The sequence below is a fragment of the Rhodobium orientis genome, assembly GCF_003258835.1.
Taxonomy (GTDB): Bacteria; Pseudomonadota; Alphaproteobacteria; order Rhizobiales; family Rhodobiaceae; genus Rhodobium; species Rhodobium orientis.
Genome location: NZ_NPEV01000052.1, coordinates 17,246 through 36,861, shown reverse-complemented (window position 1 = coordinate 36,861; position 19,616 = coordinate 17,246). Strand labels below are relative to the sequence as shown.

Below are 19,616 nucleotides of genomic sequence, written 5' to 3'. Positions count from 1 at the left end.
GAACGCGGCTTTTCCGGCCAGAGCTGGCTGACCTTCCGCCAGGCGCTGTCGCTCGGCGGAAACGTCCGCAAGGGCGACCGCCCGCCGGCGCTTATGCGCCGCCCTCGCGGAGGCCAGCGAACGCAAGTGAGCGCTCGGCCGTGAGCGAAAAAGAAACCCTCACTCCGGCGGTGGCTTGTGATAGCCGGGGCCGATGGTGAGCGGCCGTTTCGGCATGACCTCTTCGCCGATATTGGAGGAAAAGGTCCGCTCGTAACGTGCCATTTCCGTGCCGTCGTCGCGGTCGATGAGGCGGATCGTGACGTCGTACGGCTTGTCCTTTTCCACCCCGTGCACGGCCGGCGAGCGCACCATGACGGTGGGAACGCGGCTGCCGATCCGCTGGGCGACGATGATGGGATCGCCGCCTGCGGGATCCTCGAAGGTCGCTTCGATGATCGTGCCGACCGAAATCGGCCGCATGATGCGGGCGGTGAAGCCATAGAACATCTCCGCCACCCGGTAGTTGAAGATGAAGCCGCCGCCCTGGATCTGCAAATACGGCCGGGCGTTGGGATCCGGCCGGTTGGTGATCACGACGACGCTGGCAACGACAATGAACAGCGCCAGGAACGCGGCGGAAATAAAGAGCGTGCGATTGCTGGGCATGGCGCCCCCTTTCGGCCGAGGAGACCCTCAGTCTACTGCAACCGCCGCGCGACGCAATATCCCGTGGATACGACCGCCGGCCTCAGACCGGATTGCCGGCCGCCTGCCGGTAGAGCCGCACGGTCTCGGCCATGCCGAAGATCAGCGCATCGGCCGTCACGCCGTGGCCGATGGAGACCTCGGCGATGTAGGGCACGAGGCCGATAAGTTGCGGCAGGTTGAAAAGCGTGAGGTCGTGACCGGCATTGATGCCGAGGCCCGCGACCTTTGCCGCCTCGGCCGTCTCGGCGATCGCCGCCAGCATTTTCGCCGCGCCCGCCGGATCGTCATGGGTCGCGCCATAGGGGCCGGTGTAGATTTCGACCCGGTCGGCGCCGACCTCGGCAGCCAAGGGCGGCTGGCGCGGGTCGTCCGGATCGACGAACAGGGAGACCCGCATGCCGCCGGCCTTCAGCCGCGCGATCACTTTGGTGAGGGAGTCCCGGTTCGCCGCGACGTCCCAGCCATGGTCCGAGGTCGACTGGGACGGATCGTCCGGCACCAGCGTCACCTGGTCGGGCTTGGCCGCCTCCACGATCGCTAAAAAATCCTCGGCCGGATAGCCTTCGATGTTGAACTCGGCGCCCGGAAATTCGGCAACGAGCGCGGCGAGTTCCGGCACGTCGCTACGGCGGATGTGGCGCTCGTCCGGACGCGGATGGCAGGTGAGTCCGTGGGCGCCCGCCTCAAGGGCGATGCGGCCGATGCCGGTAACGCTCGGCCAGGGCAAATCGCGCCGGTTGCGGAGCTGGGCGACGGCGTTGAGATTGACGGAAAGACGGGTCGACATGGGAGTGTACCAATGGGCGTGTCAGTGGGCGCGCAAGGCGCGAAAAGCCGCTGATAGCATGCCGGCAAAGCCGTTGCGAGCCGAATCCCCGCATGGCCGGTTTGCGAGAGTGGCGGTCAGACCGCGGCCGCCGCCGCTCCGGCCGCAAGGCACGCCTCGCGGATATCGCCGGGCGTCACCTCCGGCAGGTCGAAGGCAGCCCGCGTCCGCGTCATGTCGAGCCAAAAGGTGTCGAAAGGATGAAGGTCGGTGACCAGAAGCTCGCCGCCGCCGAAGCCCTCCGCCAGCCATTCCGCGATCGATCCGGTCGGCGTGCCGAAGCCGGCACCGAGATTGGAAACACCGCATTGCGGATTCTCTGCAATTCGGATGATCATCTCCGCGTAAAGTCCGACCGGCAGGAAATCGCGCTGCACCGCCGGGCTCATGTCGAGCACCATGCGGCCGTCGCGGCGGAGCGCGAAAAGCGCCAGGCCGAAGAAACCTCCGCGTCCCGGCAGGAACTCGGTCCCGAAGATGTTGGAAAGTCGCAGCACCGTCAGCCGCCCGCCAAGAACGTCCAGCGCGGCGCGCTCCGCCGCCAGTTTCGCCGCGCCGTAGGGCGATGTCGGCGCGCACGCGTCATCCTCGAAGATCACCCCGCCATGAAGCGACGGACCACAAGCCTTGCGAGAGCTCAGCATGACCATACGCGTATCGGACTTTGCGATTATCGATGCGATCGTTCTATCGAAGTCGCGATCTTCAGAATAGCCTTCGGTCTTCATCGCCGGATCGAGCGCCGCATTGACGACGACATCCGCGCCGGACAGCACGCCAGGATCGGCCAGCACGTCATCATGGGAAAGAGAGCGCCAGCCCGGACTGGCCGCCGCGATGGCGCGGCCGATAAAACCGTTCCTGCCGACAAGCACGATGGACATGGAGACGGCCTATCTGACGATGGTGATGCGTTCCGCGGCGCGGGTGATCGCCGTATAGAGCCAGCGCTCGCGGTGCTCCTTGAAGGCAAAGCTCTCGTCGAACAGCATCACCTCGTCCCATTGCGAGCCCTGCGCCTTGTGGGTGGTCAGGGCGTAGCCGTAGTCGAACTCGTCGAACTTGCGCCGGACGGTCCAGGGAATTTCGCCCTCGCCCTCGAAGGCGGCCTGCGCCACTTTGACCTTGACCGACGGACCGTACGGCCCCTCGTCCTCGGCCTTGACGACCATGGCGAGCGACGGCCCGAGCAGCGTCTTGCGCTTGGAGGCCGCCACATGGGTGACCTGCCAGAGGCTGCCGTTGAGGAGCCCCTTCTGGGCGTTGTTCCTGAGGCAGACCAGCTTGTCGCCGGCGGCCGGCAACGATCCGGGAAAGCCCTTCAGCTCGCGAAGCCGCTGATTGTAGCGCCGCCGCGTGCGGTTGAGCCCGACCAGCACCTGGTCGGCGGCCAGCACCTTGTCGGTCTCCACGTCATCGCGCGGGATCACCGCGCTGTCGCCATAGCTGCCGTAGTCGAGGGTCTGGCCAAGGCGCACGTCCATGGCGAGCGCGATGATCGGATTGTCCCGCGCCTGGCGGTGCACTTCGGTCAGAAGCGCGTCGGGTTCCGCCTCGGTGAAGAAGCCGCCGCCGGAGATCGGCGGCAACTGCCCCGGATCGCCGAGCACCAGCACGGGCGTGCCGAAGGAAAGCAGGTCCCGGCCGAGTTCCTCGTCGACCATGGAGCACTCGTCGACGATGACGAGGCTCGCCTTGGCGACCGGGCTGTTGCGCGACAGGGAGAACAGCGGCGAGACCTCGCCGGTCTCCTCCGAGGCCTCCTCGCCGCGCGGCCGGTAGATCAGCGAATGGAGCGTGCGGGCATTCTCCGCCCCGCGCGAGCGCATGACCTGCGCCGCCTTGCCGGTGAACGCGGCGAACAGCACCTCGCCGTCGACGGATTCGGCGAAGTGGCGCGCGAGCGTCGTCTTGCCGGTGCCGGCATAGCCGAACAGGCGGAATATCTGCCTGTCGGGCGTCTTCAGCCAACGCGACACGGCCTTCAGCGCGGCATCCTGTTCAGCGGACCATTTCATGGGGTCAGGTAAACCCCAGCCGCCGGCGAGTCGCAACCGTTACCAATCAGCCACGCCGTTCCTGCGATAGAATTACAGCACCTCCTGGCCCCGCTGCATGGCGGCGACGCCCGTGCGCGCCACTTCCACCATGCCGAGATGCTGCATGATGTCGAGGAATTCACCGACCTTGTAGCTGGTGCCGGTGACCTGGAACACGAAGTGCTCCGTCGTCGCGTCGATCACCTTGGCCTCGTAGATCTCGGCAAGGCGCAGCGCCTCGACCCGGTTGTCGCCGCGCCCGACGACCTTGACGAGAGCCAGCTCGCGCTCCAGCGGCCGGCCGGTGTCGGTCAGGTCGGTGACCCGGTGCACCGGCACCATGCGGCCGAGCTGGTTCTTGATCTGGTCGAGGATCATCGGCTTGCCGGTGGTGACGATGGTGATCCGCGACAGGTGCTTCTGGTGCTCGGTTTCCGTCACCGTCAGCGATTCGATGTTGTAGCCGCGGCCGGAGAACAGCCCGACCACGCGGGCAAGGACGCCCGGTTCGTTGTCGACGATGACCGATAGGGTGTGGGTGACGGGCTCCTCGGAGGAAGAGGCGAAGAAATAGGCGGAGCCGGCGGGTTGTGCGTTCATGGCGTTTCCCTTTCGAGAACGGTTCGGGCAAGAGATGGGGACGGAGACGCCGGGGACCGCTGTGGCGATCCCCGGCCGGACTTCTAGACCAGCATCTTGCCCTCTTCGCCGATGGCGTTGGCGACCTCCTCATCGGAGACGCTTTCGCCGAGGAGCATGTTGTTGTGCGCTTCGCCCGACGGGATCATCGGGAAGCAGTTCTCCACATTGACCACCTGGCAGTCGAAGATCACCGGCTGCCTGGTGGCGATCATCTCGTCGATCTTGTCGTCGAGTTCCGCCGGCGTCTTGGCGCGCAGGCCGACGCCGCCATAGGCCTCGGCCAGCTTCACGAAATCGGGCTGCGATTCCACATAGGAATGGGACAGCCGGTTGCCGTGCAGCAATTGCTGCCACTGGCGCACCATGCCCATATATTTGTTGTTGAGGATGAATATCTTGATCGGCAGGTCGTGTTGCACCGCGGTCGAGAACTCCTGGATCGTCATCAGCACCGAGGCATCGCCCGCGATATCGATGACCAGCGAATCCCGGTGCGCGACCTGGATGCCCACCGCCGCCGGCAGGCCGTAGCCCATGGTGCCGAGGCCGCCCGACGTCATCCACCGGTTGGGCTCCTCGAAGCCGTAGAACTGCGCCGCCCACATCTGGTGCTGGCCGACCTCGGTGGAGATGTAGGTGTCCTTGCCCTTGGTCGCCTGGTAGAGCCGCTGGATGGCATATTGCGGCATGATCACGTCGTTGTTGGCGCGATAGTCGAGGCAGTGCCGCGCCCGCCAGCCCTCGATCTCCTTCCACCACGAGGCCAGCGCTTTCTTGTCGACCTGTTTCGACTCCGAGCGCCACAGCCGGACCATGTCCTCCAGCACGTGGCCGATATCGCCGACGATCGGGATGTCCACATGGACGTTCTTGTTGATCGACGAGGGATCGATGTCGATGTGGATCTTCTTGGAATTCGGCGCGAAGGCGTCGAGCCGACCGGTGATGCGGTCGTCGAAGCGCGCGCCGACGCAGATCATCACGTCGCAGTCGTGCATGGCGTTGTTGGCCTCGAACGTGCCGTGCATGCCGAGCATGCCGAGCCAGTTCTTGCCGGAGGCCGGATAGGCGCCGAGGCCCATCAGCGTGGAGGTGATCGGATATCCGGTCAGTTCCACCAGGTCGCGCAGGAGCTGGCTCGCCGCCCGGCCTGAATTGACGACGCCGCCGCCGGTATAGAACACCGGCTTCTTGGCCCCCGCGATCAGGTCGACCGCCTCGCGGATCGCCGCCGGATCGCCCTTCAGTTGCGGCCGGTAGCCCATATAGGAACTGGCGATGTCGCCGTTGGTGCGCTTCTTCGGCGGATGGTAGGTGCCGGTCGCGAACTGGACGTCCTTCGGGATGTCGACGACCACCGGACCCGGCCGGCCCGTGGTGGCGACGACGAAGGCCTCGTGCAGGATACGGGCGAGGTCGTTCACGTCGCGGACCAGCCAGTTGTACTTGGTGCAGGGCCGGGTGATGCCGACCGTGTCGCACTCCTGGAACGCGTCCGAGCCGATCAGGCTGGTCGGCACCTGGCCGGTGATGCACACGAGCGGGATGGAATCCATCAGCGCGTCGGTCAGCGGCGTCACCATGTTGGTCGCGGCCGGACCCGAGGTCACGAGCGCAACGCCGGGCTTTCCGGTCGAGCGGGCATAGCCCTCCGCGGCGTGGCCGGCGCCCTGCTCGTGCCGAACGAGAATATGCTCGACCTTTTCCTGCTGGAAAAGCTCGTCATAAATCGGCAGAACGGCGCCCCCGGGATAGCCGAAAATGTGCTCGACGCCTTGGTCGATCAAGGCTTGGATGACCATTTCGGCTCCGGTCATTTCCCGTGTCATGGCATGAGGTCCCTTGTGTGTCTTCGTTTGGCTTGGACGGTCGGTTGGCTGGTGGTCTGTTCGTGATCCGGAAACAAAAAAGGGGCCCGAAACCGGCCCCTGCGCGCGCTCACCTGTTCGTGGCGGTCAAACGACCGTCCCGGTGGCGCGCCCCCTTACTACGAGAATGATCATGCGCATGGTTTGCGCTCTCCCGAATTCCAAATCGCTGCGGACTTTATGTCCGGCGGGATTAAGGGTCAAGGCCGAAGTACCGGGCAAAACTGGATGAAACGTCGCAATCGGGAAGTTAACGCAAAACAAGAGCCTGCGTGGCGCCTGAACGCAGATCCTAGACGTCCCGCCACACCCAGTCCGCCATTTGCCCCCGAAACCAGGTGAGCTGACGCTTGGCGTAGCGGCGGGTCTCCACGACCGAGCGCGCAATCGCCGCTTCAAGATTGCAGGTGCCGGCAAGATGGGCGGCGAGCGGCCTGACGCCGATCGCCTTCATCGCCGGCAGTTGCGGATCGAGATTGCGGGCGGTCAGCGCGGCGACTTCGTCGAGGGCGCCTGCGTCCACCATGTGCCGGAAACGCTGCTCGATGCGGCGATGCAGTTCGGGACGCTGCGGCGACAGCACGATCCTCTCAGTATTCTCCGGATCGATCAGCGGCCGGCTCGCCTCTTCATGGAAGGCGGCGAGCGACTTGCCGGTGGCGGTCACCACCTCCAGCGCCCGGGCGATCCGCTGCGCGTCGGCCGGATTGAGCCGTTCGGCCATCACCGGGTCGAGCTGAACGAGCTTGGCGTGCAGCGCCTCGGACGGCTCCATCGCCGCCATGTCGCGCCAGTAGATGCGTACATTCTCCGGAATCGGCGGGATCTCCGTCAGCCCCTCCGTCAGCGCCTTGAAATAGAGCCCGGTGCCGCCGACGAGGATCGGCAGGCGTCCCTCGCGCGCCGCCTCTTCCAGAACCGACGCCACGTCGTCCAGCCAGCGGCCGACGGAATAGGGCTCGCCGGCATCCACGTGGCCGTAGAGACGGTGCGGCACGCACGCCGTCTCATCCTCGTCCGGACGCGCCGTCAAAATGCGAAGGTCGCGGTAGACCTGCATGGAATCGGCGTTGACGATGACGCCGTTCTCAGCCTCGGCAATAGCCACGGCCAGAGCCGACTTGCCGCTCGCGGTCGGTCCTGCGATAAGGACCGCGCCTTTCCCGTTCTCCCGAGGCCGGACCGTCTCAGTGCCCATCGTCGCAACACTCATCGCCAATCCGGCGCGACCCTATCTGGACGAGTCCCTTGCCGAGGCCGCCCGCAGTGCCGTCGGCGGCGGGGCGCCCGACTGGCTCGCCTCCGGGATTGCTTGCGACATCGCGCTTGCCGCCGATGCCGACCCGATTGCCGCCCGCAGCGCAATCGTCGAGGCGCTTTCCGGCGCCCCTGTCGACGTCGCCATTGTGGAGACGACCGACCGGCGCAAGAAGCTGTTCCTCGCCGACATGGATTCCACCATGATCGAGCAGGAATGCATCGACGAACTTGCTGCGGAAATGAAGATCAAGGACCAGGTGGCCGCGATCACCGAGGCGGCGATGCGCGGCGAACTCGACTTCGCCGGCGCGCTGAAGGAGCGCGTGGCGCTCTTGAAGGGCCTCGACACCGCCCTCTTCAAGCGCATTATCCTGGAGCGCATCAGCCTGACGGCCGGCGCGCGGACCCTCGTCCGCACCATGCGGGCGAACGGCGTCCATTGCGCGCTCGTCTCCGGCGGCTTCACGGTGTTTACCCAGGAAATTGCCCGCCTCGTCGGCTTCAACGAGCACCACGCCAACCGCCTCGTCATCGACGGCGGCCGGCTGAGCGGCCATGTGGTGGAGCCAATCCTCGGCGCAAAGGCCAAGCTCGACCGGCTGCGGGCCCTGCGCGACCGGCTCGGCCTGTTGCCGCGCCAGACGCTTGCCGTCGGCGACGGCGCCAACGATCTGATGATGGTGGAGGACGCCGGGCTCGGCGTCGCCTACCACGCCAAGCCGACGCTCGCCGAAGCGGCGGACATCCGCATCGACCATGGCGACCTGACCGCCCTGCTCTATGCCCAGGGCTACCGGCAGAGCGAATTCACCCATTAGCGCGATTGGGGCTCGGGACGGCCGGCCCTATTGGGCCGGCTCCTTGTCGTCCTCGGGCTCGGCGATCTCGTCGAACCGCACGGCGACGAAGCGCAGTTCGCCCGTACCGTTGGAGAGCAGCAGCAGCACCGAGCGCCTGCCGTCGTCGGCCAGTTCCTTGATCCGCGCTTCCACGTCGGCCGGCGTGGCGACGGCCTCCTGGGCGACCTCGACGATGACGTCGCCGGCCTGGACCCGCTTCTCCGCCGCCGGGCTGACCGGATCGACCTCGGTGACGACGACGCCGGTGACGCTGTCGTCGATCTTGAACTGGGCCCTCAAGGCCGGATCGAGTTCGGCCAGCACCATGCCGAGCGCCTCGCCGGTCTGGGCGACTTCCGGCTCCTGCTCTTCCTCGACCTGCTCGTCTTCCTTGTTGCCGTTCTCGAAATCCTCGAGCCGGCCGAGGGTGATCGCCAGGGTCATTTCCTTGCCCTTGCGCAGGACCCGGACGGCGACATCCTTGCTGATCTCCGTCTCGGCGACCATGCGCGGCAGTTCGCGCATGGAGTCCACCTTGCGGCCGTCGAATTCCAGGATCAGGTCGCCGGGCTGGATGCCGCCCTTGGCGGCCGGGCCGTCCGGCGTCACACCGGCGACCAGCGCGCCATAGGCCTCGTCGAGGCCAAGGCTGTCGGCGATGTCGTCGTTGACCTGCTGGATGCGCACGCCGAGCCAGCCGCGACGGGTCTCGCCATATTGGCGGAGCTGGTTGATGACGCGCATCGCAATCTCCGACGGAATGGCGAAACCGATGCCGATGGAGCCGCCCGACGGCGAGATGATCGCCGTGTTGATGCCGACGACGTCGCCATACATGTTGAACAGCGGACCGCCGGAATTGCCGCGGTTGATGGCCGCATCGGTCTGGATGTAGTCGTCATAGGGGCCGGAGCGGATGTCGCGGTTGCGGGCCGAGACGATGCCGACGGTGACCGTGCCGCCGAGATTGAACGGGTTGCCGATCGCCATCACCCAGTCGCCGACCCGGATCTTCTGGCTGTCGCCGAACTTCACCGACTTCAGCGGCTTTACCGGCTTCACCTTGAGGACGGCGAGGTCGGTCTTGGAGTCGGTGCCGAGCAGTTCCGCCGTCAGCTTGGTGCCGTCATTGAAGTTGATGACGATCTCGTCGGCCTTGTCGATGACGTGGTTGTTGGTGACGATGATGCCGTTCTCGCCGTCGACCACGAAGCCGGAACCGAGCGACTGCACCCGCCGCGGCACGCCCCCATTGGGCTCGTTGCGCCGGCCGCGCCGGTTGAAGAAGTCCTCGAAGAACTCCTGGAACGGCGAGCCCTCGGGCAGCTTCGGCGGCTTCACCGAGCGCTTGTCGGCGACGATCTGGGTGGTCGAGACGTTGACCACCGCATCGAGCAGCCGCTCGGCGAGGTCCGCGACCGAGTCCGGACCGTGGCGCATCGGCATTGCCGGCCGGGCGGCACTGGCGGAGCTGTCCGGCTCCGCCGTCTGGGCCATCGCCACGCCGGCACCGCCGGTCGCCAGAAGCGCGGCGACGACGGCCGTGCGGACCGCCTTGCCGGCAACGTCAATGCTGATCAATCCCATCGCTTTTCTTTCCCTTGAGAAGGTGTTCCATCAACCGCGCACCAGCCAGACGATGAGGAGGCCGGCGGCGATCGCGATGATCCCGCCGGTCCTCAATGTCTGCTCCGGAACGTCCTGCATCTGACGCATCAGCTCTTTCAGCGTGCCGGGCGACAGGGCATAGAAGGTGCCCTCGATCGCCAGCACCAGTCCGAGCGCAACGACGAGATCGCTCATTGCGCCGGCTGGGCGGCGCCGGTGTCCTCGCTGGCGCCCGCCGGAACCGAAGCCGGAGCCGGCGGCGTCGCGGCGTCGTCACTTGTCGCGGCCGCATCGGCCGGAGCCTCGGCACCGCTGTCGCTCGCCGAGGGATCGACGCGATATCCGCCCGTCTCGCCCGGATCGCGGAAGAAGCGGAAGAACTCGCTGTCCGGCGACAGCACCATGGTGGTGCCGGATTCCTCGATCGCGGTCTCGTAGGCCTTCATGGAGCGGTAGAAGGCGAAGAACTCCGGATCACGCTGGAAGGCCTGGGCGAAGATGCGGTTGCGATCCGCCTCGCCCTCACCGCGCAGGATCTCCGAGATCCGGTTCGCCTCGGCGACCAGCACCACCGCCTTGCGGTCGGCCTCGGCCCGGATGCGCTGGGCCTCCTGGCGGCCGTTGGCGCGGATCTGCGCGGCCCGGGCAAGACGTTCCGCCTTCATCCGCTCGAAGGTCTGCTGGCTGACTTCCGGAAGCAGGTCGGTGCGACGAATGCGCACATCGACGATGTCGATGCCGAGATTGGACGCATCGGGCCGGATCTGGTCGCGCACGTCGCGCATCATTTCCGCCCGCTGCGCCGACAGCGCGTCCTCGAAGCTCCTGAGGCCGTAGACCCGGCGCAGGGCCGCGTTGAGGCGCGTGATCAGCCGCTGCTCGACCAGCGCCAGGCTGCCCGACACGCTCTCGCGGAACTTGCGTGGGTCGGTGATCTTGAAGACCAGGAACGCATCGACGACGTAGCGCTTGCCGTCGCTGACCTGGACGTTGATGTTTTCCAGATCCATGCGCAGCAGCCGGTCTTCGATGATCTGCACCTGCTCGAAGAAATTGGTCGGCACCTTGAAATGGATGCCCGGCTCGGTGATCACGCTGCGGATCTGGCCGAGGCGGACGACGATCGCCTGCTCACGCTCGTTGACGACGAAGATCGACGAGTAGATGAGGAGCGCCAGGACGGCGAGGCCGCCCAGGATGATCGGAAACTTCTTCATGATCAGTTGCCCCCCTGGCGCGCGCCGTCACGGCGGCTGCGGTCGACTTCGGTCAGCGGCAGATAGGGCACGACGCCCGAACCGGCCTTGTCCTCGACGATGACCTTGTTCGACGACTTCAGAACCCGCTCCATGGTTTCCAGGTAGAGGCGCCGCTTGGTGACGTCCTTGGCCTTGTCGTATTCCTGGTAGACCGAGACGAAGCGCTGGGCCTCACCTTCGGCTTCCTTGGTCACCCGATCCTTGTAGCCCTTGGCTTCTTCCTGGATCTGGGCGGCTTGGCCACGCGCCTCGCCGAGGCGCTGGTTGGCGTAGGCGTCCGCCTCGCGCTTGAAGCGGTCCTCGTCCTGTTCGGCGCGCTGCACCTCCTCGAACGCATCGGCGACTTCGGCCGGCGGGTCCGCGGCCTCCAGCTTGATGCCGGCGATGTCGACGCCGGCGCCGTACGCGTCGAGCGAGGTCTGCATCTGGGCGCGCACCGCGTCTTCGATGCCCTGACGGTCCTTGCGGAACACGTCCTCGGCCGGCCGGCGGCCGACCACCTCGCGCATGGCACTTTCGGCAATGCTGCGAATGAGGCTGTGCGGATCGCGGACGTTGAACAGGTACTTGCCCGGATCGGCGACCTTCCACAGCACCGAGAACTCGACATTGACGATGTTCTGGTCGCCGGAGAGCATCAGGCTCGACGAGGTGCTGCCGCGCTCGCGGCCGCGGCCAACGCCGATCTCTTCCTTGTTTTCGATGATCTTGACGATCTCGACCGTCTCGACCGGCCACCAATGGAAATGGATGCCCTGCTGGTTGAATTCCTGCTTCGGCTTGCCGAACACCAGTTCGACGCCGAGCTCGTCAGGCTGCACGGTATAGATCGACTGGAACAGCCAGATCGCGACCACCGCAACGGCAATGAGCCCGGCGATCAGCGGCGTCGAGCCGCCGCCGGGCAGCGACGACTTCAGCTTTTCCTGCGTCCGGCGCAGCAGTTCCTCAAGGTCGGGCGGCTGTCCGCCGCCACCGCCGCCGCGCTGCGGTCCGCTGCCCCAGGGGCCGCCGCCACCGCCGCCGGACCCCCAGGGGCCATTGCCGCCTCCGCCGCTCTGGTTACTCCAAGGCATTTATTGTCTCTCCGAAATCATTCGCCGACGGCCAGCCTTGCCGTCGGCACAGGTACAGGTTTGGCGCGGGTTATAGGCGATGCCACCCGCCGTTTCAACGAACGGTCCCCAACCGACCGCCCGTGTCGCGCACGGCGTTCCTGCTGGAAAAACCAAAAGGTTCCCGACAAGTGGGGCGGCGGAACCGTAACGTCAACGGGGCGTTTCGCGTTTTCGGCCCTTGCGCGCCGCCGGCCGGTTACTCCTCGCTCGCTTGCTCGGTTTTGATCCGGTCGTAGATGGCAAAGGAGGTCCCGGTGCTGTCGTCGACGCCGCGGATCATCGGCTCACGGGTGAGGCACGACCAGACCTCGGGGTCGATCTCCGGAAAATAGGTGTCGCCCGCCGGCGTTCCGGCCACATGGGTAATATAGAGGCGCTCCGCCCGGTCCATCAGCCGCTCGTAGAGGCTGGCGCCGCCGATCACCATGACCTCCCCGGTGTCCGCCTTGCGGGCCGCTTCCTCCGCAACGTCCAGCGCCTCGACCACCGAATGGACGATCCTGATGCCCTCGGCGTGGAAATCGTCGGAATTGGTCAGCACGATATTGGTGCGGCCGGGCAGCGGCTTGCCGATGGACTCATAGGTCTTGCGGCCCATCAGGATCGGTTTTCCCATGGTCAGTTCCTTGAACCGCTTAAGGTCGCTCGGCAGCCGCCAGGGCATCCCGCCGCCGCTGCCGATGACGTTGTTTTCCGCCACCGCGGCGACCAGACAAATGCGCAATCCCATTACCCGTCACTCCTTGAAACCGTCGGCAAATCGCACCGCCTGCGGGAACCATCTACCGGTCGTCGCCGTTGAACATGGCGAGACGCCGGCGCGCCACCGTAGCGCGGCGCACCTGTTGCAAGGAGCCGACCAATGATCAAATGGATTCTTATTCTGCTCGTCATCGCCGCCGTGGCGGGCCTTCTGGGTTTCAACACCATCTCCGGCGTCGCCGCGAGCGGCGCCCGCCTGCTGATCGGCATCGTGCTGATCCTGTTCCTGCTGGTTCTGTTCGGCCTCGTCGTCGTATAGCCCCGACCCGCATCGCCCCGAATACCCTTCGGGCCCCGTTCGCGTCCGTCGTCGGCTGCGCATCCCCCCCGCCGCAGCCACCAGAACCTGGCGGCGGACGCGATCCCGCGCGGGCTTTGCAGAAACAACCCCGTCGTCCAAACGGCTGTCAAACCGCCACTGCCGCCTTGATGTGCGGGTGCGGATCGTAGCCGGTAAGGTCGAAATCGTCATAGACGAAGTCGAAGATCGAGGCGACGTCCGGATTGAGCGCCATTTGCGGCAACGGCCGCGGCTCGCGGGAAAGCTGCAGCCGCGCCTGCTCGAAATGGTTGCTGTAGAGGTGGGCGTCGCCGAAGCTGTGGACGAATTCGCCCGGCCTCAATCCGCTCACCTGCGCCATCATCAGGGTCAGCAGCGCGTAGGAGGCAATGTTGAACGGCACGCCGAGAAAGACGTCGGCGGAGCGCTGGTAGAGCTGGCAGGAGAGCCGGCCGTCGGCGACATAGAACTGGAACAGGCAGTGGCACGGCGGCAGCGCCATGCGCTCGATATCGGCCGGGTTCCAGGCCGTGACGATCAGCCGCCGCGAATCCGGATTGCGCCGGATCTCCTTGGCGACCCAGGCGATCTGGTCGATGGAGCGCCCGTCAGGCGCCGCCCAGCTTCGCCATTGCCGCCCGTAGACCGGCCCGAGATCGCCGTTCTCGTCGGCCCATTCGTCCCAGATCGACACCCCGGCCGCTTTCAGATAGGCGATGTTGGTATCGCCGGCGAGGAACCACAGAAGCTCGTGGACGATCGATTTCAGGTGCAGTTTCTTGGTGGTGACGAGCGGAAAGCCCTCGGCCAGGTCGAAGCGCATCTGGTGGCCGAACACCGAGCGCGTGCCCGTGCCGGTGCGGTCGGCCTTGTCGACCCCGGTATCGAGTATGCGCTGCAGCAGATCGAGATAGGCCCGCACCCGTTTCCTCCCGGCGATTCGCGTGGATGCCGATAGCATCACCCTTGGCGCAACAGGCGCAAGGGGCATCGCGTCGGGACCCCGTTCCGCACACACCCTTTGCATGTCGAACCGGCTTTTCCTATATTGGGGGAGCCGGTTTGCCGGCTATGGCGATAAATGACCGTCGCAATAAACCTATCGGACCCGGGGGCGGTACCCGGCGCCTCCACCACAGCCCAAAGGGCCTTCGATCTTTGGGTTGCGGCGGGGGCGAAATAGGATCGACGAGGGTGTAAAGGGCGCGTTTTCGCTCGGCATGGTTCCGCCGTTATCGGGCCATCTCAATAGTTGCAAATGACAACTATGCTGAGGCTCGTCTCGCTGCGTAACGCAGTGCGATAACCTCTTTTGAAGCCCTGGCCGTTAGCCCGGTCAGGCGGGGTTCGGGAGCACCTGGCAACAGAAGCTCCCACTTTCCCGGACCCGTCCTGTCGCCCGCGCCGCCCTTCCGGCGGCCCTTCGACGCAAACTTCGGCGTTGATTTTATCTGGGCTTCTCTGCCGTTTGGGTCCATTGTTAAGAAAGGTCGATTCCCGATCGACGGACACTCTCCAGCCGAATGCGCGAAACACGATGGCCGAAGACCTGATCCGCTATGACATTCTTGTGCAGGAAGCCCTGAGGGGCATCGTCCGCAAGGTCCTGCACGAGGTCGCCCGCACCGGGCTGCCGGGCGATCACCATTTCTACATCTCGTTCGAGACCTCCGCCCCCGGCGTCAGGGTTTCCAACCGCATCCGCAGCAAATACCCCAAGGACATGACCATCGTCCTGCAGCACCAGTTCTGGGACCTGGTGGTGACCGAGACGACCTTCGAGATCGGTCTGTCCTTCGGCGGCGTGCCGGAGCACCTGCACATTCCCTTCAAGGCGGTGAAGGGCTTCTTCGACCCCCATGTCCAGTTCAACCTGCAATTCGAGCCCTACCGGCCGGACGAGGCCGAAGGCGACGGCGCCGACGCGGCAACCGAGGGCGAGACCGTTCCGCTGATGCGCGCCGTGGAGGAAAACGAGACCGCGGCCGACGACATGGAAGCGACCGTCAGGGCGCTCGCCGAAAGCGGCAACGACGATGCCGCCGAGACCGCCGCCGAGCCGGAAAAGGCCGAGGACGAGGCGGCAGAGGCGTCCGGCGAAACCGGAAAAGACGACGGAGACAAGGACGGCGACGACGGCGAGGAAAAGCCGGCCGGCGCCGACGTCGTCTCCCTCGATGCCTTCCGCAAGAAATCCTGACCGGAGACCGGCCATGGGCGACGTCATCAACTTCCGCCAGGCCCGCAAGAAACACGACCGCGCCGCCAAGGAGCGCACGGCCGAGGAAAACCGCACCCGATTCGGCCGCACCAAGGGCGAAAAGGCCGCCGAGGACCAGCGCCGCGACGCCGAGATCCGCCATATCGACGGCCACCGCCTCGGCGATGCCGGGCCGGACGGCGAGGACGACAAGGCCGGTTAGAGCGTTTCAGCCGCATGCGGCAGCACTCTGACCCCGGCTTTTGCGCGCCCGCGGAAACCTTTCATTGACGATGCGGCCCGTTTTGCAGCCGATTGCAGCGCCCCCGTTTCACGAAATTTCTCGTTGCCTTTTTCTTGGCGATTTTCGCCGGGATACTCTCCCCATGCAGAAACGGTCACTCACCATCAACGGCCACCGGACCAGCCTCGCGTTGGAATCGGAATTCTGGGACGCCCTTGGCGACATGGCCCGGCAGAAAAACGTCTCGCTGTCGCGCCTGATCGCGGACATCGACGCTACCGGCGCCCATCCGAACCTCGCCTCCGCGGTCCGCTGTGCCGTGCTGGAATATTACCGCGGCCACGGTATCGGCGCGCTCAACGCCGCCGAATAGTCGAGCCGCGCGGGGGCCGCATCCGGCCGCCCGACAACGTGCACCTGCGGCCGCCTCGCCGCGGGCACCGAGACCGCAAACTCCCGAAAATCCGTTTTGAGACTCAATTCCCCGGCAGCAATTGCAGGGGCTGGCCCGTTGCCGGCGCCGAAAAGGGCGTTGGCGAACGGGCGTCGAAGGATTGCGGCGCGCCCGGGAAATCGGGCTGAGGCCCCGCGCCCGGCGGCGGCGCCACCTCGATGCCCTGCGGCAGCGGCGCAAGCCCGCCGCCGGTCGGGCGCGAGTCCCGGATGGCATCGCGCACCTGGTCGTCGAGCGTGCGCGGCTGCAGCCGATCCCGGTTCTCCCGGCTGAACTGCTCGCGGATGCGCCGTTCGCGCTCTTCGCGCTGCCGCCGTGCCTCCTCCTCCGCCGCGCGCCGCCGGCGGGCTTCCTCCTCCGCGGCCTTCTGCCGTGCTTCCTCCTCGCGACGGGCGCGTTCCTCGCGCTGCCGGCGCAGCTCCCGCGTCAGCCGCTGCCGCTCCAGGATCTCCGCCTGAAGGGCTTCGACCTTGTCGACCTCTTCCTCGTAGGCGCGAAGGGTGAGGTAGGACATCAGCGGCGAGGTATCGATCGCAAGGGTGGGATCGGCGAGCGCGCCCCGGAACGACAGCAGCGCCTGCGGCTCGGCGGCGGAGACGACGTCGTCCGGCGGCCGGAACCCGAACGTCCAGTCGCTTTCGAACGCGCTATTGGAAAGGTCGAGCGAAGCCGAGCCGAGCGCCTTCAGCGGCGGCGCAGCGAAAGAAACGTTGCGCGCCCGGACCGTGCCGGAAGCGATGCCGAGCACCGCCTCGATGCGCTCGAACGGCACCGAACCGGTGAAGAACGCCTCGGCAAAGGCCGCCTTGATGGCCTCGTCTTCCAGCGCCAGCCCGCCGTCGACCGCTTCGACGACCCTGGCGAAGGCGTTGGCGTTGATGCCGGAAATGCGCCCATCGCGGAGCGTCAGCGTGCCGCCGCCGGTGAGCGCGGAGACCATGGAGGCGATCGACCGGCCCGTGGCGTTGACATCGGTGGCAAGGTCGAACCGGCCGGTGGCAAGCGGCGCGCCGCCCACCCGCCAGGCGATTTTTTCCACATCGCCGTCGGTGATCTTGAGGGTTGCCGCCAGCACGGCCTCGCCGGCGTCCGAGCGCTTCACCTGCAGCGCGGCTTCCGCCGTGCCGCCGAGCATGGAGCCCGCGACCTTGTCGAGAGCCATGCCGTTCGGCGTCAGGTCGATGCGGAAGGAGGCATCCTCCAGCGCCGACCGGTCCGTGAGCCAGAACCGGCTCGCGGTGACCTTGACGTCGGCGGAGACGAAGCCGAGGAGCGGCGCGCCGAAGGGCGCCGTCGGCCAGCGGTTGGAGGAACTGCCGGAAAGGTCCTGCATCGCCCAGCTATCGGCACCGAAGGCAAGTTCGGTCAGGAACCTGAGGTCGACCGCATCGAGCGCCAGATCGCCGGCAAGCCGCGGCACCTCGCCGCCGAAATCCGCCGTGCCCGAGCCGGCGATACCGATGTCGGCGACCCGACCGGCGATGCCGTTGACGCGCGCATCCGCGCCGTTGCCGACGATCTCGGCCGAAAGCCGCGCCGGCACGGCGCCCGCGGTGACCGGCAGCACCCGGCCGGTCAGCAGCGCCAGCGGCGACAGGTCGTCGCTCTGAAGCTCGCCGGAAAGGTCGTAGGAGAGCCCATCCCCTTGCGGGAATTTTGCCGTCCCGGAGACCCGCAGCGTGGTGTCGGCGATGTTCGCCGAGCCGGTGACCTCAAGGCCCGTTCCGGGCGTTCCCGTCGATTTGAGCGTGATCCTCCCGGACGGAATGTCGGTGAGCGGCAACACCTCGAAGCCGAGCTGGCCGAGGAGCCGGCCGCTGTCGGGGCCGGCCAGCGTTGCATCGAACGACGTTTTCGCCGCGCGCCACTTGTCGACCCGGCCATCGAACGTGCCGGCGACCCGCAGCTCCGAGCCGCCCACATCGCCATTGACCTTGAGGGTCACGGTGCTGACGTCGTCGACCGCGCGCCCCGAAAGCCGCCCCTGGACGATCGCCGGCCCGAGCAGGCCGGAGGCGGCCGTCAGCCGGCGGGCGAGATCGGAATCCGGGTAAAGGTCGATGATGAGATTGGCGAGGCCGCCGAGCTTGTCCGCCGTCAGCGCCAGTTCGATGTCGCCGTCCGGCGTCGTCAGCGCTTTTTTGATGGTGCCGTCGGCAACCACCCGCGCGCCGGCGAGATCGGCAAGGATCATGCGGTCGATGCGGAGCGTATCGCCGGAGAAATTGACCACGGCCTCGACGCCGCTCGCCTCCACGTCGTTGGAAATCAGCGTGCCGACGCGGACCCGCACGTCGATGTCGGTGACGCCGTCATCGGCACCCCGTGCGTTGCCGCCATAGCCGGCAAGCGCCAGCCGCGCCGCCGCGCCGAGCTGGGCGAGTTCGAACCGGTCGGCATTGAGATCGAGCACGAAGGCCGCGTTGGTATCGGTTCGCGCCGGGCGCCAGGAAATGCTGCCGGTGCCGAGCGACAGCTCGGTCTTCAGCCGCATGCCGGTGAGCGCGATGCCGGTCCGCCCGATGGTCAGCCGGCCGCGCACTTCCAGCGGGTCGAGCCGTGCCCCGGCAAGCGAACCGCCGCCGCGCCACCAGTTGGCGAGCGCGGCCGGCTGCTCAACCGACAGCCTCAGATCGCCCTCGAAATGGCTCGCCTCGCCAAGGCCGATCTCGCCATCGAGGCCGATCCGCGTGCGGCCGGGCAACTGGCCTTCAAGTTCGGAGATGTACCATCCGTCGGTCGTCGGCGTCGCATCGAAGCGCAGTTGCTGAATGGCGCCGCCGGCAACGACGACGCCCGGCAGGTCGACGGAGATGCGCCCGCCGATGGGCGGCCGCGGTAGGCCGGAAAGGCTCTCGAAGAACGCGCCGAGGGTCGCGACCGCACCGCCCGAATGGAGCGTCCCGGCCGGCTTGCCGGGATCGGCAAGCATGCGGTCGAGATCGATCTGCTGTGCCTTCACCTCGACCTGGAAACGGGGCTCCGGCCCGGCCTCCAGCCTACCGCCGCCGGTGAGGTTGAAGCGCCGGTCCTCCGAGCCGTAGGTGAGTTCGTAGTCCTCCACCGACAGCGCGCCGTCGGCGACCTCGAACTTGCCCGCGACACGCCAGGGCGTTCCCGGCGGCACGGCGACGTCGAATGCCTCGTCGCTCGCCCCGTCCTCGGCGGTCCGCGGCTGCAGCCGCTCGATATGGAAATCGCCTGCATAGCGCGGCATCAGGTCCTTGGCGGAAACCAGGCCGTCGAGCCGGATCTCCACCGGCCGCTCCGTCGGATTGATCTGCGCCTTGACGCGGATCGCACCGTCGGCGCGGAGCGTGCCGCTCGCCAGCTTCACCCGGTGCCGGGCGCCGCCGACGGTCACCGCGCCCTCGGCCCTGAACGGCCCGACCAGCGCCCGCGCCGAGACGGAAAGGTCGACGTCGGAGAGGCGGTAGACCTGTGCCGAGCGGGCATCTGAAATCTGCACCGCGCCGTCGACCACCTCGACTTGTTCGAACGCGACGGCCGCCGGATCGAAGCCGGGC

The 19,616-nt window shown here is 66.7% G+C and carries 19 protein-coding genes, 1 other RNA gene and 1 pseudogene; 7 read left to right on the top strand and 14 right to left on the bottom strand.

What is annotated here, in order from left to right; all coding sequences use genetic code 11:
- Positions 1-81 (top strand): annotated as a pseudogene (locus tag CH339_RS19225) (ArdC-like ssDNA-binding domain-containing protein); the annotation flags it as partial.
- A 78-nt stretch (positions 82-159) separates the two neighbouring features.
- On the opposite strand, the gene CH339_RS19220 reads toward CH339_RS19225, so the two are convergent.
- The 7 genes from CH339_RS19220 to miaA form a co-directional block, all read right to left on the bottom strand.
- Entirely contained in the window at positions 160-648 is a 489-nt protein-coding gene (locus CH339_RS19220; protein ID WP_111435998.1) for a hypothetical protein, read from the bottom strand.
- Between the two features lie 82 nt (positions 649-730).
- The gene (locus CH339_RS19215) at positions 731-1,477 is read right to left on the bottom strand and encodes a pyridoxine 5'-phosphate synthase (protein WP_111435997.1); all 747 of its coding nucleotides are present in this window, start codon (positions 1,475-1,477) and stop codon (positions 731-733) included.
- 116 nt (positions 1,478-1,593) lie between these two features.
- Positions 1,594-2,400 carry an NAD-dependent epimerase/dehydratase family protein gene (locus CH339_RS19210; RefSeq protein WP_111435996.1) on the bottom strand — a complete coding sequence of 269 codons (807 nt, stop codon included), beginning with the start codon at positions 2,398-2,400 and terminating at the stop codon, positions 1,594-1,596.
- A gap of 9 nt (positions 2,401-2,409) precedes the next feature.
- Positions 2,410-3,534, bottom strand: coding sequence for an ATP-dependent DNA helicase (locus tag CH339_RS19205; protein WP_111435995.1), 1,125 nt, complete (start codon positions 3,532-3,534; stop codon positions 2,410-2,412).
- A 72-nt stretch (positions 3,535-3,606) separates the two neighbouring features.
- On the bottom strand, positions 3,607-4,155 hold the full coding sequence (ilvN, locus tag CH339_RS19200; protein ID WP_111435994.1) for an acetolactate synthase small subunit: 549 nt from the start codon (positions 4,153-4,155) through the stop codon (positions 3,607-3,609).
- 83 nt (positions 4,156-4,238) lie between these two features.
- Positions 4,239-6,026 (bottom strand): acetolactate synthase 3 large subunit, encoded by a 1,788-nt coding sequence (locus tag CH339_RS19195; protein WP_111435993.1) that lies wholly within the window; start codon positions 6,024-6,026, stop codon positions 4,239-4,241.
- A gap of 331 nt (positions 6,027-6,357) precedes the next feature.
- Entirely contained in the window at positions 6,358-7,173 is an 816-nt protein-coding gene (gene miaA / locus CH339_RS19190; RefSeq protein ID WP_245408174.1) for a tRNA (adenosine(37)-N6)-dimethylallyltransferase MiaA, read from the bottom strand.
- A gap of 82 nt (positions 7,174-7,255) precedes the next feature.
- On the opposite strand from miaA, the gene serB reads away from it, so the two are divergent.
- The gene (gene serB / locus CH339_RS19185) at positions 7,256-8,143 is read left to right on the top strand and encodes a phosphoserine phosphatase SerB (RefSeq protein WP_111435992.1); all 888 of its coding nucleotides are present in this window, start codon (positions 7,256-7,258) and stop codon (positions 8,141-8,143) included.
- 27 nt (positions 8,144-8,170) lie between these two features.
- On the opposite strand, the gene CH339_RS19180 is transcribed toward serB, so the two are convergent.
- The 5 genes from CH339_RS19180 to CH339_RS19160 form a co-directional block, all read right to left on the bottom strand.
- Positions 8,171-9,751 (bottom strand): DegQ family serine endoprotease, encoded by a 1,581-nt coding sequence (locus CH339_RS19180; RefSeq protein ID WP_420825922.1) that lies wholly within the window; start codon positions 9,749-9,751, stop codon positions 8,171-8,173.
- Positions 9,752-9,781: 30 nt separating this feature from the next.
- Positions 9,782-9,967, bottom strand: a complete 186-nt coding sequence (locus CH339_RS19175; protein WP_111435991.1) for a DUF2065 domain-containing protein — start codon at positions 9,965-9,967, stop codon at positions 9,782-9,784.
- A complete protein-coding gene (gene hflC, locus CH339_RS19170; protein WP_420825923.1) occupies positions 9,964-10,992 on the bottom strand; it encodes a protease modulator HflC in 1,029 nt (342 codons plus the stop codon). Before hflC ends, CH339_RS19175 begins: the two co-directional genes overlap by 4 nt.
- Positions 10,992-12,107 carry an FtsH protease activity modulator HflK gene (hflK, locus tag CH339_RS19165; RefSeq protein ID WP_111435989.1) on the bottom strand — a complete coding sequence of 372 codons (1,116 nt, stop codon included), beginning with the start codon at positions 12,105-12,107 and terminating at the stop codon, positions 10,992-10,994. The genes hflC and hflK overlap by 1 nt, the downstream gene beginning before the upstream one ends.
- Positions 12,108-12,345: 238 nt before the next feature.
- Positions 12,346-12,879 carry a dihydrofolate reductase gene (locus tag CH339_RS19160; protein ID WP_111435988.1) on the bottom strand — a complete coding sequence of 178 codons (534 nt, stop codon included), beginning with the start codon at positions 12,877-12,879 and terminating at the stop codon, positions 12,346-12,348.
- 132 nt (positions 12,880-13,011) lie between these two features.
- Here CH339_RS19160 and CH339_RS19155 point away from each other — a divergent pair, with 132 nt between their 5' ends.
- Positions 13,012-13,170 carry a DUF1328 family protein gene (locus CH339_RS19155; protein WP_111435987.1) on the top strand — a complete coding sequence of 53 codons (159 nt, stop codon included), beginning with the start codon at positions 13,012-13,014 and terminating at the stop codon, positions 13,168-13,170.
- A 148-nt stretch (positions 13,171-13,318) separates the two neighbouring features.
- Here CH339_RS19155 and CH339_RS19150 read toward each other — a convergent pair whose 3' ends face one another.
- Entirely contained in the window at positions 13,319-14,113 is a 795-nt protein-coding gene (locus CH339_RS19150) for a thymidylate synthase (RefSeq protein WP_111435986.1), read from the bottom strand.
- 95 nt (positions 14,114-14,208) lie between these two features.
- On the opposite strand from CH339_RS19150, the gene ssrA reads away from it, so the two are divergent.
- The 4 genes from ssrA (at position 14,209) to CH339_RS19130 (ending at position 16,008) form a co-directional block, all read left to right on the top strand.
- Positions 14,209-14,569: a transfer-messenger RNA gene (ssrA, locus tag CH339_RS19145) on the top strand.
- Between the two features lie 159 nt (positions 14,570-14,728).
- Positions 14,729-15,391 (top strand): SspB family protein, encoded by a 663-nt coding sequence (locus CH339_RS19140; protein ID WP_111435985.1) that lies wholly within the window; start codon positions 14,729-14,731, stop codon positions 15,389-15,391.
- A gap of 13 nt (positions 15,392-15,404) precedes the next feature.
- Positions 15,405-15,614: a DUF4169 family protein gene (locus CH339_RS19135; RefSeq protein ID WP_111435984.1), complete on the top strand. Its 210-nt coding sequence runs from the start codon at positions 15,405-15,407 to the stop codon at positions 15,612-15,614.
- 163 nt (positions 15,615-15,777) lie between these two features.
- Positions 15,778-16,008, top strand: coding sequence for a ribbon-helix-helix domain-containing protein (locus CH339_RS19130; protein ID WP_111435983.1), 231 nt, complete (start codon positions 15,778-15,780; stop codon positions 16,006-16,008).
- Between the two features lie 103 nt (positions 16,009-16,111).
- On the opposite strand, the gene CH339_RS19125 is transcribed toward CH339_RS19130, so the two are convergent.
- A partial coding sequence (locus tag CH339_RS19125; RefSeq protein WP_210207381.1) for an AsmA family protein occupies positions 16,112-19,616 on the bottom strand: 3,505 nt, incomplete at its 5' end.

Bases quoted from the DNA above. Each gene is read 5' to 3' on its own strand.
- CH339_RS19220 (WP_111435998.1), bottom strand. From the start codon at position 648: ATGCCCAGCAATCGCACGCTCTTTATTTCCGCCGCGTTCCTGGCGCTG.
- CH339_RS19215 (WP_111435997.1), bottom strand. From the start codon at position 1,477: ATGTCGACCCGTCTTTCCGTCAATCTCAACGCCGTCGCCCAGCTCCGC.
- CH339_RS19210 (WP_111435996.1), bottom strand. From the start codon at position 2,400: ATGTCCATCGTGCTTGTCGGCAGGAACGGTTTTATCGGCCGCGCCATC.
- CH339_RS19205 (WP_111435995.1), bottom strand. From the start codon at position 3,534: ATGAAATGGTCCGCTGAACAGGATGCCGCGCTGAAGGCCGTGTCGCGT.
- ilvN (WP_111435994.1), bottom strand. From the start codon at position 4,155: ATGAACGCACAACCCGCCGGCTCCGCCTATTTCTTCGCCTCTTCCTCC.
- CH339_RS19195 (WP_111435993.1), bottom strand. From the start codon at position 6,026: ATGACACGGGAAATGACCGGAGCCGAAATGGTCATCCAAGCCTTGATC.
- CH339_RS19180 (WP_420825922.1), bottom strand. From the start codon at position 9,751: ATGGGATTGATCAGCATTGACGTTGCCGGCAAGGCGGTCCGCACGGCC.
- CH339_RS19175 (WP_111435991.1), bottom strand. From the start codon at position 9,967: ATGAGCGATCTCGTCGTTGCGCTCGGACTGGTGCTGGCGATCGAGGGC.
- hflK (WP_111435989.1), bottom strand. From the start codon at position 12,107: ATGCCTTGGAGTAACCAGAGCGGCGGAGGCGGCAATGGCCCCTGGGGG.
- CH339_RS19160 (WP_111435988.1), bottom strand. From the start codon at position 12,879: ATGGGATTGCGCATTTGTCTGGTCGCCGCGGTGGCGGAAAACAACGTC.
- CH339_RS19155 (WP_111435987.1), top strand. From the start codon at position 13,012: ATGATCAAATGGATTCTTATTCTGCTCGTCATCGCCGCCGTGGCGGGC.
- CH339_RS19140 (WP_111435985.1), top strand. From the start codon at position 14,729: ATGGCCGAAGACCTGATCCGCTATGACATTCTTGTGCAGGAAGCCCTG.
- CH339_RS19135 (WP_111435984.1), top strand. From the start codon at position 15,405: ATGGGCGACGTCATCAACTTCCGCCAGGCCCGCAAGAAACACGACCGC.
- CH339_RS19130 (WP_111435983.1), top strand. From the start codon at position 15,778: ATGCAGAAACGGTCACTCACCATCAACGGCCACCGGACCAGCCTCGCG.